This window comes from Deltaproteobacteria bacterium (assembly GCA_018668695.1).
In the GTDB taxonomy this organism is placed as follows: Bacteria; Myxococcota; XYA12-FULL-58-9; order XYA12-FULL-58-9; family JABJBS01; genus JABJBS01.
The window spans coordinates 30,251-48,241 of sequence record JABJBS010000377.1 but is presented as its reverse complement, the minus strand read 5'-3'; the positions used below and the strand labels follow the sequence as shown (position 1 = coordinate 48,241).

Annotated in this window: 14 protein-coding genes; 3 read left to right on the top strand and 11 right to left on the bottom strand. The window is 50.3% G+C overall.

What is annotated here, in order from left to right; genetic code table 11:
* The 7 genes from HOK28_22030 to HOK28_22000 all read right to left on the bottom strand — a co-directional run.
* On the bottom strand, window positions 1-444 hold a 444-nt coding region (locus HOK28_22030), incomplete at its 3' end, for a hypothetical protein (protein ID MBT6435786.1).
* Between the two features lie 154 nt (window positions 445-598).
* On the bottom strand, window positions 599-1,945 hold the full coding sequence (locus tag HOK28_22025; protein ID MBT6435785.1) for a TolC family protein: 1,347 nt from the start codon (window positions 1,943-1,945) through the stop codon (window positions 599-601).
* Window positions 1,933-3,963: a biotin/lipoyl-binding protein gene (locus HOK28_22020; protein MBT6435784.1), complete on the bottom strand. Its 2,031-nt coding sequence runs from the start codon at window positions 3,961-3,963 to the stop codon at window positions 1,933-1,935. The genes HOK28_22025 and HOK28_22020 overlap by 13 nt, the downstream gene beginning before the upstream one ends.
* Before the next feature lies 1 nt (window position 3,964).
* Window positions 3,965-4,645: a DUF4956 domain-containing protein gene (locus tag HOK28_22015; protein ID MBT6435783.1), complete on the bottom strand. Its 681-nt coding sequence runs from the start codon at window positions 4,643-4,645 to the stop codon at window positions 3,965-3,967.
* On the bottom strand, window positions 4,645-5,358 hold the full coding sequence (locus HOK28_22010) for a polyphosphate polymerase domain-containing protein (GenBank protein ID MBT6435782.1): 714 nt from the start codon (window positions 5,356-5,358) through the stop codon (window positions 4,645-4,647). Before HOK28_22010 ends, HOK28_22015 begins: the two co-directional genes overlap by 1 nt.
* A gap of 327 nt (window positions 5,359-5,685) precedes the next feature.
* On the bottom strand, window positions 5,686-6,816 hold the full coding sequence (locus tag HOK28_22005) for a hypothetical protein (GenBank protein MBT6435781.1): 1,131 nt from the start codon (window positions 6,814-6,816) through the stop codon (window positions 5,686-5,688).
* Between the two features lie 292 nt (window positions 6,817-7,108).
* Entirely contained in the window at window positions 7,109-8,641 is a 1,533-nt protein-coding gene (locus HOK28_22000; GenBank protein MBT6435780.1) for a CotH kinase family protein, read from the bottom strand.
* 177 nt (window positions 8,642-8,818) lie between these two features.
* Between HOK28_22000 and HOK28_21995 the strand changes: the two genes are divergently transcribed.
* Window positions 8,819-9,811 carry a calcineurin gene (locus HOK28_21995; GenBank protein MBT6435779.1) on the top strand — a complete coding sequence of 331 codons (993 nt, stop codon included), beginning with the start codon at window positions 8,819-8,821 and terminating at the stop codon, window positions 9,809-9,811.
* Here HOK28_21995 and HOK28_21990 read toward each other — a convergent pair.
* The gene (locus tag HOK28_21990) at window positions 9,751-10,803 is read right to left on the bottom strand and encodes a hypothetical protein (protein MBT6435778.1); all 1,053 of its coding nucleotides are present in this window, start codon (window positions 10,801-10,803) and stop codon (window positions 9,751-9,753) included. The genes HOK28_21995 and HOK28_21990 overlap by 61 nt on opposite strands.
* Before the next feature lie 13 nt (window positions 10,804-10,816).
* Entirely contained in the window at window positions 10,817-14,053 is a 3,237-nt protein-coding gene (locus HOK28_21985; GenBank protein ID MBT6435777.1) for a response regulator, read from the bottom strand.
* Between the two features lie 175 nt (window positions 14,054-14,228).
* Here HOK28_21985 and HOK28_21980 point away from each other — a divergent pair, with 175 nt between their 5' ends.
* Both HOK28_21980 and HOK28_21975 read left to right on the top strand, forming a co-directional pair.
* Window positions 14,229-14,606, top strand: coding sequence for an FHA domain-containing protein (locus tag HOK28_21980; GenBank protein ID MBT6435776.1), 378 nt, complete (start codon window positions 14,229-14,231; stop codon window positions 14,604-14,606).
* A gap of 3 nt (window positions 14,607-14,609) precedes the next feature.
* A complete protein-coding gene (locus tag HOK28_21975) occupies window positions 14,610-15,494 on the top strand; it encodes an MBL fold metallo-hydrolase (GenBank protein MBT6435775.1) in 885 nt (294 codons plus the stop codon).
* A gap of 15 nt (window positions 15,495-15,509) precedes the next feature.
* On the opposite strand, the gene HOK28_21970 is transcribed toward HOK28_21975, so the two are convergent.
* Together HOK28_21970 and HOK28_21965 are read right to left on the bottom strand one after the other, a co-directional pair.
* Window positions 15,510-16,592 (bottom strand): acyl-CoA desaturase, encoded by a 1,083-nt coding sequence (locus HOK28_21970; GenBank protein MBT6435774.1) that lies wholly within the window; start codon window positions 16,590-16,592, stop codon window positions 15,510-15,512.
* 16 nt (window positions 16,593-16,608) lie between these two features.
* A complete protein-coding gene (locus tag HOK28_21965; protein ID MBT6435773.1) occupies window positions 16,609-17,736 on the bottom strand; it encodes a ferredoxin reductase in 1,128 nt (375 codons plus the stop codon).
* Window positions 17,737-17,991 lie beyond the last annotated feature (255 nt).

Below are 17,991 nucleotides of genomic sequence, written 5' to 3'. Positions count from 1 at the left end.
TGGCCGAGCGGGGTTGATGGAGCCAAGTAGCCCTTTGGTTCGCACACCGATGTTGTCGAGTACGGTGTCGTCTACGGTCACCGAGGCTGGATAGTAGTTGTAGGGTGTTTCACCGAGACCAATGCCTTGCTCGCAATTGTCGCCAAAAATTCCCGTCATGGAACGGCGCTCAAATCGCAATTGGTTCCAATCGTCTTCGGGGATACTGACTTGAACTTCCAAGACTCTGTCTTTGGCATAGACGCTTGCTAAATCGGGGTAGCCCAGATCTGAGGTATTGCTTGGGTCGCTTGCATCTGCCGGATCTGTTGAATCCGAAGGATCACTGGCGTCAGACACATCACTGGCATCAGCCTCAGCGGGTTCAGAGTCGCTGTTACAGGCCGTGACCATACTTAAAATAAATAGAATCCCAACCGACTTGTAGATACATGCTCTTCTCATGAAGCAACCCCGTTCAAAGTGAATGTCGTCATGGGATTTTAGCGCGGCTTGGGGGTCGATTCTACAAATTTGCTAAAGAGCTATTGGGGCTCAATAGTTTCGCAATAGATCTCTTTAGTTTGTTTACATTGGCCCACAGAGGATAGGCCTGCTCTTAATCGGCGGGAGCAATGCGCTCGAAGAGTTGGGTGAGTTCTCGGTGGTATCGTCGCAGGGCCCGGAGCCACTGACGGTGGGTAGAAGCGGAGCGCTCTTCAATGAGGGCAAGCTCTTGAACAACAACCTGACCTGCGTTCATCGCTGCGCGTGCTGCTTCTGTGGCTGCTTCTGCCGCAACCTTAGAGCCATCACGCAGAGTGATAAGTGCTTGCGCAGCTCTTTGCACCTGGCGGTACTGCTGCTGCACTTCCGCCACGATATTTTCTACTTGCAGCTCGTATTCGGTACGCCGAACAGACTCGCGCGTTTGAGCGACTTCGATGCCGCCGCCATTGAGACTAAAAAGCGGAATCTCAAGGGCCACGCCTCCGGTAACTGCACCCGAAAAATCATTGTCAGGCTTCATCTCGTAGCCGACTTTAATGTGAGAAAACCACGGCCACGCTTCGGCTTTTTGTAGATACGTTTGCGCTTTGGCGGCGTCGATTCGAGAGGCTGCAATATCGAGTTCAAAGCGGTTAGTCAGCGCCTTTTCGATATAAACTGCCACGGGTGCAAGCTCCTCAACCTTAAGCTGGCTCAGAGCTTCTTGCTCAAGCTTCAGTTCAATATCTTGGGGCAAGCCGACGAGGCGAAGCAGCTGTTTGTTGAGAATATCAAACTCTGCGGTAAGCTCCGTTAAATCCTGTTTGGCATCGTGATAGGCCACTTGCGCCAGCGCCACATCAATTTGTGTCCCCAAGGCGCGCTTGGTTCGTAGGCTTGCTAAGTCAACGAGTTGCTTGCGCTTCTCGAGTGATTTTTCAGAGGCGATGATTTCCTCGTTTACAAACCCAATCTCGCGAAAAAGAGTCCGTACTCTGGACTTGGCTTTGGCGCGTTCGCGCTTGAGCGAGGCTTCAGCGGACCGGCTTGATGCTTGTGCTATCGCTTTTTTAGCGCCGAGTTCACCAGGCCTTGGTGGGCGAACTCGAAATTCAACATCCATACGGGAATCATCACCAAAACCATTTTCGATTTTTTCCTGAGAGTAGCGAATTTCAGGATTCCGAATTTGAGTTGCTTCGGAGATTTTTGCGTTGGCAAACGCAAGTGAAGCTTGGCGAACCTTGATATTGGTGCTTGTTTCAAGCGCCAGCTGCATGGCCTGTTCGACCGAGAGCGTTACACTTGATCCTTGAGTTTGCAGTGTATCAAAAGCCCGTGTTTGCTCTTGCCTAAGCTCCTTTTGCGCCTGAGCGGTAAGGTCTGCCTTGGATAGAGCCAAAGGGGAGTAACAACCACCGATCAGGCTGGAACCTATAACGAGGACTGCGAGGTGAAGCGTATTTATTTGGGCCATGGAACCTGAACCCAATGCGGTGTGTTGTTGCCGGCATCAAATGCGACGGTCACGTAGCCAGGGTTGGACGAGAGACTAAGACCTTCCGGCTTATGACCTTTGAAGGTGCGTACCGTTTCGAGAGACATCAGTCCGCCCTTAGGCTGACGTGCATAAGATAAAAACCCCGTAGGTTTGCCGTCACCCTGTGAAGGGGTTGAGGCAATCATTAAAGAGCCATTCGGTAAAAAGAGAAGCTCAGAAATACCACCAGCTACCGCCTTTGCGTCACTTTGGGCAGGTACTTTAACCGTCGCCCAAAGCGATAGATTTTCCTGCGAGAGGTTCCCGGTTCGCAAAAATGCTTCTGGTTCTTCCATTTTCCAAATCATGGCGTTGCCCGCCGCATCGAGAGGTGATTTTAGGCCGAGGTAAAGAGCACCTTGATGAGCTGCCATGGCTTCGATTTCCAGTTCGCGTGTGCCGGCAGGAAGACCCAGGGAGCTTAGATAAGCTTCACCATGGGCCTCGATGGTGGAGACGAGGCTTTGCTTCGCAGCCGCTTGAAAGCCCGATTCATTTTGCTCAATTTTAATAAATTGAGTGCGTGTCGTTTTACGTTTGCCACTGCGGCTGTGCCCCTGAGAACTCAATAAGTAGATGCCCCCATCTTCGGCAGGTGCAATGGACTCAAGATCGCTGAATTGAATATCTCCTTGGATAGCGATGGGGTTCATTCCAACCTCGCCCGCATTCGACATTTCGAAAATCCAGGGACTGTCTTCGCGCTTGCTCTTAAAACCGGTGTCGTCGCTGACAACCAAGTAGCGGGAGGACGCTTGGTGCCAAAGAATGCCCGAAGGCTCAAAGCGTGAGAGGGCTTGGAGCGTATCTGGCACTTTCATAGCGCTGAGCATACCCGTGAGAGCTTGGGCTTGGGGCTTGGCCTGGGCAGTGCCTGATCCAGTTCCTGAAAAGTTGAACTTCACACTCAGAGCTTGGCCGGGAATTAAAGAGCTTTGATTATCGAGTAAAATGGTGACGTGGCGACCAAAGGTCTGGCGTCCAGGGATTTGCCGGCACCGGATGGGAACTTCGTCGACCAAGGGCCCAAGCGTCACTACACGGCCGCTTAATTTCATAGCATCGCCGCGGGGCCAGAGTGTTGCGATATCACCGCGCCGGATATCGAGCGCCTGGTCTTCAGATAAGCACGCAATGACGCGTGAAGATTGCGCCCCAACCATACCCACGACCACTTCGCCTGGGGTCACAACTTCTCCGCGGTAGCTGTGAATCAAGGTAACGAGCCCTGAAACCGGTGCGACCAAGGTGTAGGCGTTTCGTTCTTCTTGGAGCTGCTCCAATTTACGCTTGGATACTTCCAGCTTTCGCTCCAATGCGAGAGAAACAACGTGGATGCCTTTATCACCTACAGTAGACGCGTCTTGCTCGGCGCGTTGGAGTTGCCGGCGAAGCAGCGCAACCGACTGTGGACGCTCTGCTACATCTTGTTTGACACTGACGTACTTCATTTCAAGCTCAGCGAGCTCTTCACCGGTGGCTAGATTTTGTGTGACGAGATCTTGGATACGGCTTCGTTCGGCGGCGAGAATACTGAGCTTCTCTCTTGAACTCTTAAGCTGAGCCTGTTCCCGAAGAAGTGCGAGCCGCTTCGACTCGAGTGCGTCGTTGTCCTGAGTTTGTGAGCGCTGAGCGCCAATTCGGCCGGCATCGGCTTCGGCTTCCAGGCGATTGTATTCCGCTTGAACGACTTGAATTTGAGCATCGATGGCTTTGGTGTCGAGCTGAGCGACGACCTGTCCGGCCGTAACTTCTTGTCCAGCATCGACAGCTATTTGGCTAACGCGCCCCGTGTAGAGTGCGCCGATGGAAATCTCTTCACCCTCAGCAAAGCCTACCGCCCGGTCTGTGCCATGGCCTGCCTCGTGGAGGGCAAATGCACCGACCAGGGAAAAGCAAAAAATTGCCCAAGGTCCTAAGCTGCGAAGTCTTCTTTCTGTTTTCCAATCCATCATTCTATAAATCCAACGTCGGTTCTTGCATCAAAAGCGTAACGTCTTGGACGCCGCTCAGTGCTTGTAAATTGGCAACGAGTTCACTTCGAGCTTCCGGGTGAGGGATGCTAATTTGATACGCGTGCTCTACCATTTTCCCTTGGGAAGCTTCTCGCAACGTCACGAGCACGAATGAGTCGCAGTGCTTTTTAAGGAGCTGACCCACCAAAGTTTGTGCTTCGCCTTGCGGGGGAAGCGCAAATCGTACGAGGCCGTCAAAGTGCTTGCGAGCACCAAAAGCTGTGAGGTCTAGAGCCATGGCAGCGACTAAGAACACAACGGTTCCCGCAATGGCCGCAGCGTAGGCTTGAAGACCCGAGGCAATACCAGCGGCAAGGGCCGTGAACACAAAGACCATATCGCGTGGGTCGCGCATGGTGGTTCGAAAGCGAATGATGGAAAGACCGCCCGCAATACCAATACCGGCTGCAATGCTGTTGCCAATGGCAAGCATCAGCATACAGGTAACAATAGAGGCCAGGGCCATTGCTTGAACGAGGGTGCGCGAGTAGCTAAGGCCACGAAACGTGCGCATATAAACAGAGGCGACGGCTTGGGCGAGCGCAAACGCTAAAAGTATCGAGACGATGGCGGTGCGCCAATCGACTATGTCGGGTCTAGATATACTATCGAGAAGATCCATTACATCATTCCTTGGGCCTGAATACCGGCCACATGGCTATTGGGTAAGAGCAGTTGCGCGTCTACACTGAAGCAATATTTCGAAAAAGAGTATCGCAATAGTTCAAAGTTTTGAACCAAAACACTCATCCATCTTGGTACCATCGCGCCAAATTTAAGTTCGACGACGCACATGGGTCCTTGAGTATGGGTCACAATCGGATTGTCGACGAACCGCCACGCATTTTCCTGAGCCTCCACCGAAGCCTCTTCCTGAATTTGGCAGCGGACACCCCGGTCGAATGTGACGCGGGCGTAATCATCAACGTGAGAGAAGAAAGCTTCTCGGTCGTATTCTACCAGCACTTTTGGAGAGAGGTGGTGGGTATGAATCAGAGACAGAAAGCGCTCCGCGTAGTTGCGGCCGGGCAAGTCAATCTTACTGAGATTCTCGATGCTTGGATTTCGCAAAAGTTCTTGCCAGTCTCGGCCCGAAACTCGGACCCGTGTTTTGCGAATGGTGTCACCTTCTCGGCCCTTCACCTCAAACCAGACATTGTTTGAAAGGGGCGGGTAAGAGCGTATGCGGCACTTAAACCGCTCGAATTGTTCGCGCTCGTTTGCCCAGTAACAGCCAAACTTAGCAGAGTCGAAGTAAAGGGACCGAATGGTGTAGATGCCTTCTGGTCCGGAGTATGCATCGCGCGAGCAAATACTGCTCAGCGCACGCCCCATATCTTGAGCAACCTTTTCGGGTACGAGATACTTAAACTCTCGTCGCTCTAAGACTTGTGTGGGCGCTGAAAACAACCTCTGAAGCTCCTGTTAAGATGTGACACTTTTCTTCCAATGATACTACATCACACGATTGGGATGGGAAATTTGCGGTCTAAACCCATTTAAGTAGCTTCAAAGAATCTCCACACTCTAACCACGACGTGTAGTTTGATGTGGGTGCTAACTTAATAACTGACCCGTGGGGTAGAAGTTACGGAAAATTAAACGATATGAGTTTAAATAGAGCGCTAAGGTGCTGAAGTTAGGGCCCTACGATCATGTAGTCTAAAGACCTACACACTGATTGGTGCTACTCGGTGAAGCTGCGCTTGTCCCTTCGTCGATACTGCACGCGTCGCTTTGAGGATCGCCGTCCACGGAAAGGGCGGATGATGTTGTCAGCGAATTGATAGCTTCTTCATTTTCACCGAGAAGCGACACGAATGCATCGTTGCCGGCATCAAATAGCTCTTCCACGTCGTTGATCACAAGATAAGCACCCGGCGAAAGCTCGAGGTTTTCCATATCTTTGATGTGAGCGATGAGAGTTTTGGACTGCATCGAGCCGCCTTCACTCACTTGGATGCTGCAACCTGAAATCGAAACGGTCTCATCTGAATCGTTGTAGAGTTCTAGCCAGTCTCCGGTGGTTGTTCCCACGACTCCGCAAAGCGAGTTCTTATGGCAGACTTCATTTAAAACAACGCCGCTTTGGCAAAGTGCGCTGGTTTCACAACCGGTCCGGATGAGTGTGCACGATGAAGAGCACGTGAGGCTTCCACCCGTGTAGCTCTCAGCCAAATCTGAACAACTCTTGCCGCCTAAATCGGTTCCATCGCACTCTTCGGTGGCATCGACGGTTCCATTGCCACACTGAACGGCTTGGTTGGCGCTGCCTGCGGTAAGTTCACACACTTCCCAATTACCGGTGCCGTCTGGGATTCGGCAGTAGGACGGCCTTGATTGCCCGTCGGCAGCCTGACCTTGGTCGATGAGCTGCCCGTTACTTGCCACCAAGGTGACCGTGTCGCCTTTTGAGCTAATGCCAAATGGATGTGCGATGCCTTCTGCGCCTTTGGGAATGGCGAGAAATGCTTGCCCTGCAATCACGGTGCCTGCCGGGAACACGAACTTCTCAAGATCTGCGGCCGGGTCGTAATTGTCTATTTTCCCAACCTCTACATCATCGGTGAGGATCCAGCCGCCGATGTCTACCTGTGAGTCACCTTGGTTGTAGATCTCTACAAAGTCATCACCCTTTGAGCTAAATTCATTAAGGGTAACACTGCTTGCATTGTCGTCGATTGAGCAATCGCTACCATAACCGGTAGTTTCCGAATAAACGCACGGCTCACTGCCGGCGCAGCCGAAAAGATGAATCGTTGAGATGATACTCAAGCAAACGATTAAGCGCATAATGACTCCTAAGAAGACAGGATAATGGTGGCGATTTAGCATGCCAAGTGGGGAAGTTACCAAATTTTCTAATTCAAAGTAAATGACAAACGCAGCTTAGCCAAGCTTAGAGAAAGCCTCATTGAGTTGGATGTATAGGGAATTGAAGCACGCACTGGTGAAAGCGGCGGTCTCAAACTAAAAACTCAATAAGTCCTTGAACAAAAAAGATGGTTATGAAGAACGCCCCAATTCCCACAATGATTTCGCGAGGGCTAGACATCTTTTACTCCTCAAGTCCGGGCCGCCAGCCTTATTCAAAACCGACGGATGACAAGGCATCTTCAACCGCTTCGTGCCGGTCTTGGAGATGGTTCTTTAGGGCGTAGTTGCCTTGGGTTAACGATGTTTCAAAAGCAGAAGTATTGCTCAAATTGGTGTAGGGATAGGCTTCTCCAGTTTCGCCGCTTACGAAGGGCGCCACCAGGTCGTGCAGCTCTTGCATTCGGTTTTCAACTTTATCGATAGCGAAGGCGCCGTCTAAAAAGGTCGCAAGCTCTTCATAATATTGAGCTGCGTAAACTGGATCGTCCATCAGGTAGCGGATGACGGGCCACTGGTCAGAAACCTCACTCAGTAAAACACTCATGCCGCCGCCCCTTGATGGCTGCAAGCACTCGTTTAAGTCCCAGGGAAGCCAAAGAAGTCGTCCATTGTCACTGGGATCGGCGTAGAGGTAGTAGTTGTGGGTCATGAGGCCGTAGGTGTCCCAGTTTTCAATAGATTGGTTCACAGCCAAGAGTTTGAGGTATTCGCCCACGTTGAAGTGTCGCTCAAGGTCTGTTCTCCAGGCTTCAGCATCATTTTGCGAAGCGTGTAGGGCACCGATCGCATTTTGAATATCGGTCCAATCGGCGTCTTCCTCATTGGATTTCTTAATAAAGCCACCCTCGACAAAACTCTGCCAATCAGCGCCGTTTCCATCAGGCTTGTAAAGATTGCCATTGTCGTCTTCGAATTGCGATTTCAAAAAGTCGTCTGAGAGGTCTTCCACCATGGTATAAAGCCCAGCATAAACTTGACCATTGCCGTCTCCCACATCGAGATAAATTCGGTAGAAGCTGCTGCGAGCAACCTTGACGCCAGCATCTCGAAAGAGTTCACCGCCTAGCTTTTCTCGAATCAAAGAGTCATCTTTTGCCCCGCTTGAAAATGTAAGTTTCTTAAACCCATAAAAGCGTTGGTCGTCGATTTCTTCGAAGGTGTCTTCGAATTCATCAAAATCGAGTCGAAAGGGAAGTTTCTTACCGCCGCTGCGCCATGCGTCCATCAGCGTTGAGTTGCCTTTGAAGCGCATCCCCACGTTCCACCAAGTCAAGCCGTTGTATTCTACGTTCACGGGAACAAAGCTCGGCTCTGTATCGGAAAATCCGCCCCCAGGGCCACCACCGCCGCCGGGACCGCCTCCGCCCTGACCCGGATTACCGTAGAGCTCGGTCATATCGTTCATCATGTTTTCGTAGTGCTGAGCTGAGATGGTGATTACTATCTGTTGAACATCGCTATTTGGGAAAATCCGCTCGTAATCGGCGTCTACGCCTTTGGCGTGGCTCTCTTCGGCCCAACCCTCTGGGCGAAAGCTTTCAACTTCAGATGCATCGTCATTAGGATCGGTTGTCTCGTCTGAGTCACCGGGCTCGTCTTGTTCTTGCGTGGTTTCATCTTGTGAGCTTGATGTTTCATCGCCTGTCGTTTCACCGGCCACTTCATCCGCGGCGCACCCATAACAGCTCCCTATGATGGCCGATGCCAGAATTAAGCGTTTGAATTTATTGGGGTTTATCATCTTTTGGGCTCCTCTTGAGGGTTTCGTGAACGACCCGCTTAAGGCCCCTCACATGCTCACGCGGGATTAAACAGGTGCGCGGCGAAAAAGTTACGGACATAATTGCAAGGGGCCCTCCAGACAGCTTGCCATGGGTGGCAACTCACCGTAGATGCTCAGGCGAAGAGGAGATACTTTATGAAAAATCTACTGCCATATTTAATCCTCGTGGTGATGTTGGGTTGCAAAGCGGCTGAAACACCCGGCGAGACCGGTTCCGGGACTGATTCCGACGAGACTGGCGAGCCATCTGAGCCTACAACCGTTCCCGATCGTCCATCTGAGCGTCCTGTTCCGCCGCCAACATTTATGGGTGAACCAACCCGGCTTGTGGCCATGGGCGATGTGCACGGTGACTATGAGGCAGCTCTTGAAGCTCTCAAAACTGCCGGCGTCATCGACGATAATTTGAGCTGGATAGGTGGTGATACGGTTGTGATGCAGGTGGGTGACCAGCTCGACCGCGGCAATGGCGAGCGTGCGATTTTAGATCTCTTTGAAAGTATCGCTGATGCGGCGTGGGAGGCCGGCGGCGGCTTCTTTTCTCTTCTGGGCAATCACGAGACCATGAACGGTGAACTCGACTTTCGCTATGTCACCTTTGGTGGCTGGCTCGATTTTAACGATATCCCTTACGATGAGACGGATTCGTTTTACGAAGCTTTCGAGGATTATCAAAGGGGACGTGCCGCGGCATTTCGCCCTGGCGGTCCTTATGCGGAAATTCTTTCGGGACACAATGTAACCATGGTTGTTGGAGATACCATTTTCGTACACGGGGGTATTTTGCCGAGCCATGTAGAGTACGGCTTGGAAAATATAAACCAAGGTGTTCACGCGTTTTTAAAAGGTGATGGACCCTTTGAATCCGTGATGTCCGGAGACTCGAGCCCCGTTTGGAGCCGCCACTATTCAAGCGGAACGACGGCTACTGAATGCGCTTTGTTGGAGCAGGTTCTTGCAGCACTTCCGGCCCAACGCATCGTTGTTGGCCACAGTGTTCAATACGACGGCATTACTTCTGAATGCGATGGAAAGGTTTGGCGCGTGGATGTTGGAATGGCCGATTATTACGGCGGCAGTACTTCCGTGCTTGAGATCGTGGGGGATGAGATTCGAATCTTACAGTAGAGAAGAATCAGCAACAGCCACCAAGGCGCATGAGCGCTTTGACAACCCTTGGGCTCCTCCGTGGTCGTGCTTCCGGTTGAGTCGTCTCGCCATGTTAGGCAATCAGATTTTCCGATGGGCCCGTTTTCGTCTTCGCACGTAAACCAAAGTTCCATACCATCTGGTCCAAAGGCAATGGATTCACATTGTCCGTCCCCGTAAACTTCGTCTTGTGTGATTGTATCGAAGCCGCTGATATTGCCTTCGGTGTCGCGAATCAGGTTGATGTGAAACCCGGCAACATAGGTTCTCGCAAAGAGTGAAACTCCCGCTGGATTGATGTCAGCGCCCGTGACCAGCCCGCCGGTGAGCGAGTCGGTATCAAAATCAATCGTATCAATATAGGTAAGGGTAATATCGCCATCTGAGGTTGTGTTCCATGCACCGGCCGGTAAGCGATGAACACGCGCTTTGGCCGACCAGGATTTTTCAATGAATAAAATGTCTGAAGTAAGCGGGTCATAGGCTATGGCTTCACAGTCCATGGGGCCGTCGGGGTAGCGAAGCTCAATTTCCGTTGCCAATGCGAAGGTTTCGTTTCCTTTACCAGGCGGGACGGGTTCTGTGACGCGCCAAAGACTGATGTCATTTCGAGTCGCCTCATTATCACCGACATCACCAATATAGAGGCAGGTTTGATTATCGCATGCTCCCAATGTCATAGCTTCCCAGTCGTTTGCCGTGGCGCCGGTGACGCGCACCGTGCCAAGGTCGTCGCCGCCACTGGATACGCCGAAAAACCGTGCTTCATCGCCTGAGTCATTGTGGGTCCAAAACGTGTCGAGATGCGTTCGAGATACGGTAAGCCCTGAGCTTTCTGATATCGCATCTCGGTCAAGTTGCCCCGTTGTATGGGGCGAATCAAAGTCGATGCAGGTTGCCGCCATGATGGTATCGGGTGCAGTCGCAACGGATAAAAATAACGTGAGGCAAATGAGAGCTGGTCTAAACATCAAAGTATAACTCTTAAGACTGAGGGTGTTCATCGCTGTCAATCGTAACCATATAGAGTTTCATCAATTCTTCAATGCCTTTGAGTTTAAAGTCGCCAATTTCAGTGCAGGCGCCGGGTTGAAGATACTGAGCAACCTCGGCAGAGATATAAACCTTCTTTTGTGCGCATGAAGTCTCAATACGAGACGCGATGTTTACGGTGGGCCCAATGGCCGTGTAGTCGCTGCGTTGCTTACTTCCGAAGTTCCCAACAATGGCAAGACCCTGATGAATGCCCACGCGCATCGTGACGGGAGAGATGTTTTTCTTGCTCCACTTTTCACAGAGTTCAGAGAGGGCCCTTTGCATCGATTCCCCACAAGCCACAGCTTGTTGGGCTTGTTGATTCTCAGGCATTTTGCGTGGTGCGCCGAAGATAACCATGATGCCATCCCCCATGAATTTATCGATGGTACCGCCATGGGCGAAAATGACTTCGTTCATCTTAGTGAGGTATTCATTGAGCAAGAGTGCCATTTGCTCTGCGCCTAAATGCTCGCTCATCGCGGTGAAACCACTTAAGTCGGAAAAGAGTAATGTAACGAGCATCGTTTGTGCTTCATCTTCCATCTTCAGACGCCCTTTGAGAATGTCATCAATGAGATTGGGAGGAAGGTAGCGCTTAAGTACATTCTCGGTGATGTGCCGATTAAGTTTCGCCACCTCTTTTTCTCGCTCTTTGAGCTTGAGAAGGTTATGGATCATGCTGAGTAGTTCAGCGCTGTTGAATGGTTTGCCGAGGAAAGCGTCCGCGCCAATTTGGGTTCCGAGAAGCTTGCTCTCGTCATCAGACTTGGCCGTAAGTAAGATAACGGGTGTGGATGAGAGCCCCGCATCTGATTTGAGTTCCTTGATCAGTTCGGGGCCAGTCATCTTGGGCATCATCCAGTCAGAGATGATGATGTCCGGGTGAAGCTTGCGTGCCCGCTCTAAACCTTGCGCCCCATCGCATGCGGAAACAACGTTGTAACTCCGTTTCTTGAGAGTTTCGGTGATAAGCACTCGCATATCCTCTAAGTCATCCACAACGAGAATGGTTTGTGACTGACCGCGGGTATCCGTTTGCGGCTGGGCCGATTCTTGTTTTTTCCTCACAACAGTGCCCGTGAGGAGCCAATCTTTGACTTCGAAACCCTCAAGAGCAGTATGGTCAGGCTCCTCGCACTTTGGAAAGCGTGCCCAGAACGAACTGCCTTGCCCCACTTTGCTAGTAACCCCAACAGTTCCGCCCATCGCTTGTGTGAGACTTTTTGCATAGGCCAGGCCTAGCCCTGTGCCCTCGTGAGAGCGACTTGCGGTCCCATCTATCTGTGAAAACGTTTTAAAAAGTTGATGCTGACTTTCCTCAGGAATGCCCGGGCCAGTGTCTCTCACAAAAATCTCGATGATGTCTCCATCCGCGATGAGCCCTAGTTCAATATGTCCATCGACCGGGGTGAACTTGATAGCATTTGAGAGGTAGTTGAAGGTTACTTTTTCGAATGCGTCCACTTCTCCCATGACGAATAATCGTTGCACGTCTAATGTCTCTTTCGTCAATGGGCGCTTATTCAACGAGACCTTAAATGTTATATTTTTGGAGTCGCAAGCCGAAGAAAAGTAGTCGGCACAAGTGTGGGTGAACCTCAAAATGTTGAGCGGCTGCAGCGTTATTTTCTTTTGCCCTGCATCAAGCTTTTGAAAATCTAAAAGTTGGTTGACGAGCCGTAAAAGCCTCTTGGCATTGCGCATGGCCATACTCAACGAAGGGTCGTTTGGGCGATGCTCAGTTACTTGTTCAAGTGGATTCAAAATCAGTGTGAGAGGGGTTCGCAGCTCGTGACTGATGTTTTGAAAAAATATAGTTTTTTGGCGGTCCAAGTCTTGAAGCTGGGAGTTTTGCTCTCTTAGCAAGAGCGTCTGTTTGTTGACTTCATGTTCGAGCAATTGGCGTGCTTTGCTTTCCCGCTCCAGATTAGCGGAGGTCATGGCTTCATTGGTTTTTTGGAGTTGATTAAAACGGTCTCCCAAGCCGAGGGATAGAACGCAAAGCTGAAGTCCAAAACCAATCGGACCGAAAGTTGTGGAGTGTCCGAATAAGGAACCCAGCGCAGTCTGATATTCCGCAGGGACCACAGCAAGGACCGCGTTTAGAAGAAGAAATGTGGTCATCACTCCGAAGGCAGCGAGGAAATAGTAAGCGTGCCGGGTCCCTGAAAAGCATGATTGGATGGCGGCAAAGAGCGGCAAGCCAAGTCCGGGAGCGAGAGTAATCCCAACGAGAATAAGCGTCATATGCTGGGGTAAAAAAGGCAGGACCAAGATGCCCGCTAACGAGAACCTTTCTGCCCAGACAAAGAGTTTGTAAGTCTTCGTTTGTTTGGGGATGTCGAGATATTTTCTACTAAAAACAAGTAAGCTTAAGGCCTGAAGGAAACCGAAAAACTGAACAGAGTATTGGTGCCAGTTTGTGCTTTGAGGCCAAAAATATTGATACGACAAACCAAGATAGGTGAAGAGCAGAAAATAGTTGGCCAGTCCGTAGAAAATAAAGAGGAAATAGCGGGTGTCCCGACTGGTGAGAAAGAGACCGAGATTATAAAGAAGCATAATTAAAATCGCACAGGTCATGCCGATAGCGATTCGGTCGATCTCGGTGACAGTCGACTGAATCGAATTCTTATTGTGGATATGAAGGGGGAAAAAAGTTAGCTCTTCAGAGGTCCCTCTAAGGTAGATTGCGACGGTTTCACTGAAAGCGACGGAGAGCGGAAATACGAAGGTGTATTTGTCGAATTTTCGGTGTCCGAACTCAAACTTATCGCCCGTCAGCCGTGTCTCAATGGATCCGTCGGACCGAACCACAAAGATTTCGATTTCGTCGTAAAATCCGTATTCCGCTTCCAAGAAAAAGTTTGATTCCTCAGTGGATAAATTTCTGAAAGAAAACCTTACCCAAAGATTTTGTTGCCCGTAGCCGGCTCCAGGGTTCACATCGTTTGATTGAATAAATGGTGCGTCTGGCTTTTGAACGTCGTTGAAAGTCAGTTGCATTGACTGGTCGAGTAGAGTTTCAAGCCCGTATTGACCCAGGGTCCCAATGCGTTCCGTCCCGGGCGACCACTCCACAAGGTTTACCGGGGTACTCGATTGAGCCATTCCTTCTTGAGCTACCAAGATGGGTAGGGCCAAAGAGAGGCAAGCCAAGGTTTTCATCGCTCGATATCGCATTGCGCCTAAATTATCGTTCTCTTCCCAGTGGCGTGCAAATAAACAGCCTCACCCCAATATCAGCGAGTTGGTTGTTTTTTCGAAGGTTTCAGTAGCTTTTGGTCGAAAGCTTCCAATTTAGTCCCGACCGATTTAAGCTTTCGCTAGTTACTCGAATGATGGGGTGGAGTAAGCGATGGACGGAGTTAAGACCGGCGCTTTTGAAGAGAGCACTGTCTTTGGTCAGATTGATATCAAGGGGCCCGAGGTTGAGGTCTCTGTGATGAAGCTTGAGGAAGTTACCAAGGACGACTCTGGACGCCTTATCTTACTTGAGCGCGACCTCTATACACTGGGGCGCTCTGCTAAAGCCGATATCACATTGGAGTCGTCTGAGCTTTCACGCAAGCATGTTTTGCTCAAGCGTGAGCATGGTAGTTTTTCAGTTACCGATTTAGATAGCACCAATGGCGTATACCTCAACGGTACGAAGGTTTACGGTGCACAGCTCTATCATGGAGACTTGATTCAGCTCGGTGACTTAGTCTTTCGATTTAGAGAATGGGGTCCTTAGCCAATGTTCGTAAAATTTTGGGGAGTACGGGGCTCAATTCCAACACCAGAGCATGCCAGCCGGATTTATGGTGGCAACACTTCATGTGTTGAAGTGCGAACCGATCAAGGTCTTTTCATTTTAGATGCTGGTACCGGCATACGGCGTTTGGGCGCGGATTTGATGGGGCGAGGGTTGTCGAACATCAACGTGAACTTTCTTTTCAGTCATCCGCACTGGGACCACATTCAAGGATTTCCTTTCTTCACACCCGCATATATCCCGGGCAATACGCTGAACGTTTATGACGTTGGCAGTGAACACAAGATTGCAGACTTGCTCTCTGGCCAAATGAGCTCAGGATATTTCCCGGTCGATTTTAAAGATCTCGGTGGTAACGTGGTGGCTCAAGAGCTTCAGGAAGGCCGTCAGGTGATTGATGGCATTACTGTGAGTTACCTCAAGCAGGTACACCCGGGAGGCAGCTTTGCCTATTGCCTAGAGGCCAGCGGGAAAAAAGTTATCTACGCAACAGACAGTGAAATTGATTCTCACTTTAAGTCGAGTTCTGTTCCTTTCGACGTCGACTCAAACCTTGCCAAGCTCAGACCTATCCCTCAAAAATACATAGATTTTATGAAGGATGCGGATTTACTCATTGCCGACGCTCAGTACCTGGATGAGGAATACCCTGTGAAGGTTGGCTGGGGGCATCCGCGGGCGACCACTGTGGTAGACCTCGCGATTCAAGCAGACGTGAAGCGCTTGGCACTTTTTCATCATGATCCTATGGAGTCTGATGATGACGTGAACCGTAAACTTGATTTATGTCGTCAACGGGTCCGCCATCATCGGTGTGAGCTTGATATCTTTGCGGCTAGAGAGTTGGTTGAACTCAAACTCATTTAGCCAAAGTTGGCTTTCTTAAACGGCCGTCTTGATGGCTGGTCTCAGCTTTCCAAACTCAGGAATTGAGTGGCGAAGAATACGCTTCACCACGGTCTTGTATTGCGTCCAAAACGGCTTTTTGTTGTAGGGGATGCCGTATTTCTTGGCCACAGCCTCTACTTGAGGGGCCATCTCTTTGTAGCGATGGGCTGGAACATTCGGGAAGAGGTGGTGCTCGACCTGAAGACTTAGATGCCCGCTGAGAAGGTGTAAAAGGTCTGAACCATCGAAGTTGGCAGATCCTAGAATCTGGCGGTAATACCAGTGTCCTTGGCTCTCATTGAGTGATTCCTCTTCCGTGAAGACCTCCACCTCGTCGGGGAAATGTCCACAAAAGATGATGGTCGAAGTCCACAGGTTTCGAATGATATTCGCCGCGAAGTTACCAGCAAGAACAGGCAGTAAAGCCGGGCCCGCGAGTATTGGGAAAAAGATATAATCTTTAAAAATCTGGCGCCCTGATTTTCGAGCGAGGGACTTGATAAAGGGAATTTTTTCACGAAATTTGGTTTTCCCTGAAATGACTTCATCCAACCGAAGCTCGTGTAATGCAACGCCCCATTCAAAGACCGCGGATAGCACCAGGTAGTGGATGAACTGAAACAAGTGGAGCGGACTCCATTTTTCCTTGTGGGTAAGCCTTAAAAGTCCGTAGCCGTAGTCCCGGTCCTTACCGAGGATATTGGTATAGGTGTGGTGCTCGTAATTGTGAGTTCTCGCCCATGATTCACTGTCGCAAACGATATCCCATTCATAGGTTTTTGAGTTCAAGTGAGGGTCGTTCATCCAGTCGTACTGGCCGTGGAGAATGTTGTGACCGATTTCCATGTTATCGAGAATCTTGGAAAGACTTAAAAGTCCAACGCCGGCCGTCCAAAAAATTGGATTAAGACCGAACATCAAGCATACGCGGCCGCCAACTTCACAGCCTCGTTGAATATTTACTATTTTGCGAATGTAGTCGGCGTCTTCTTGCCCAACTTTACTCATGGCTTCGTTTCGAATCTTATCCAAGTCTTTGCCCAGTAAGTCGAGAGTTTCTGCATTTGGTTTTTTCATCGTTATTTCCTGCCTTTTAAAGGTCAACAGCCACATCACCCACTGGAACCGAGATACAGAGCTTGATGCTCTCTCTTCCGGTATCGGAGTGAAGGCCGGTTTTGGTGTTGTAAACAACACCGCTTGTTTTCGTGCATTGGCATTGCCCGCAGAGCCCCATTTTACAGCCGGACTGCGGGTTTAAGCCGCTTTGCTCTGCTAAGCTAAGAATAGACTTGGGTTGGTCGCCCTCACTGGAAACGGATTGGCCAGATTTGTTGAACGCTACGAATCCTGCGGCTTCTATTGCCGTATGCTCTATGGGCGCCGCGCCGAAATACTCAAAATGAATTTGCTCTGCGCTTGCTCCGGATTCGACACAAACTCTTTTCGCGGATTGAATCATTCCGGTGGGCCCACATATGTAGATGTCCGAGCTTGCGAATCCTGGGCAGTAATCGGCCAAATGTTCAGCATTGAATCGGCCATGCTCTTGGGTTGCAATGAGCTGGACGTTGATATGAGGATTGGCCCGGCTTAAGGCTTTTAACTCTTGTTCAAAGAGGTGAGAACCTTCTTGCCCGCTGTAGTACATCAGTGTTGTGTTGTGAGACTCCGCGGATTGCGAAATTTGGCCCAGCATGCTTCTAAATGGGGTGATGCCACTCCCTCCAGCAATAAGCAGCCGCGGCCTTGGCTCTGCTGCGAGTATAAATTCACCTTTGGCCATGGATAAACCGATAAAGTCACCAGCTTGAAGAGTTTGGCGAAGACGGGGAGTGACGCGGCCTTGCTCTTGAATACGGACCGTCAGCCTGATGGTCCCTTCTCGCTCATAAGTTGAGGGCGAAGAACTGATACTAAAGCAGCGGCTTAGACGGCGCCCGTTTTGGTTGACTGAGATCTCAACGAATTGCCCGGCGTGAAAGCCTGGCCAGCCAGGGGACGGCTTAAGAATGATTGAGAAAACTTCAGGGCTTTCATCGAGTAATTCAATCACCTGTGCCCGGTGCCCGTTGGTGCTCCAGTAGGGTTTAAAGTGTTGAACAAGTGGCTCAATGTATGAACCGAGTTCAGAGTTGTTCACCATGGCACGTGAAAATTCGCGACCTAAGTTGCGGTACCAATGGCTTGGGGAGTTCGATATTTGGGGGAGGGATGTCATGTGTTTCTCCTTTTGTGTACAGTCGTACACTAAAGTGTCGCTCTTTGGGTAGTTTATTTTCGCCCCCGAAACGGTTTAATTTAAATAATCCTTTAAAATTAGGGATATAAGACCTGATCGGGAGATGTAATTTTGTGTATGAATGCTCACTTCATGAAACTTTATGGGGTGTAAGGCCCCGTATTTGATAGATGAGACGGACTCTGGATGAGCACTTAGTGTATTCATGTACACTCATTGTGTGTTAGATGAAGA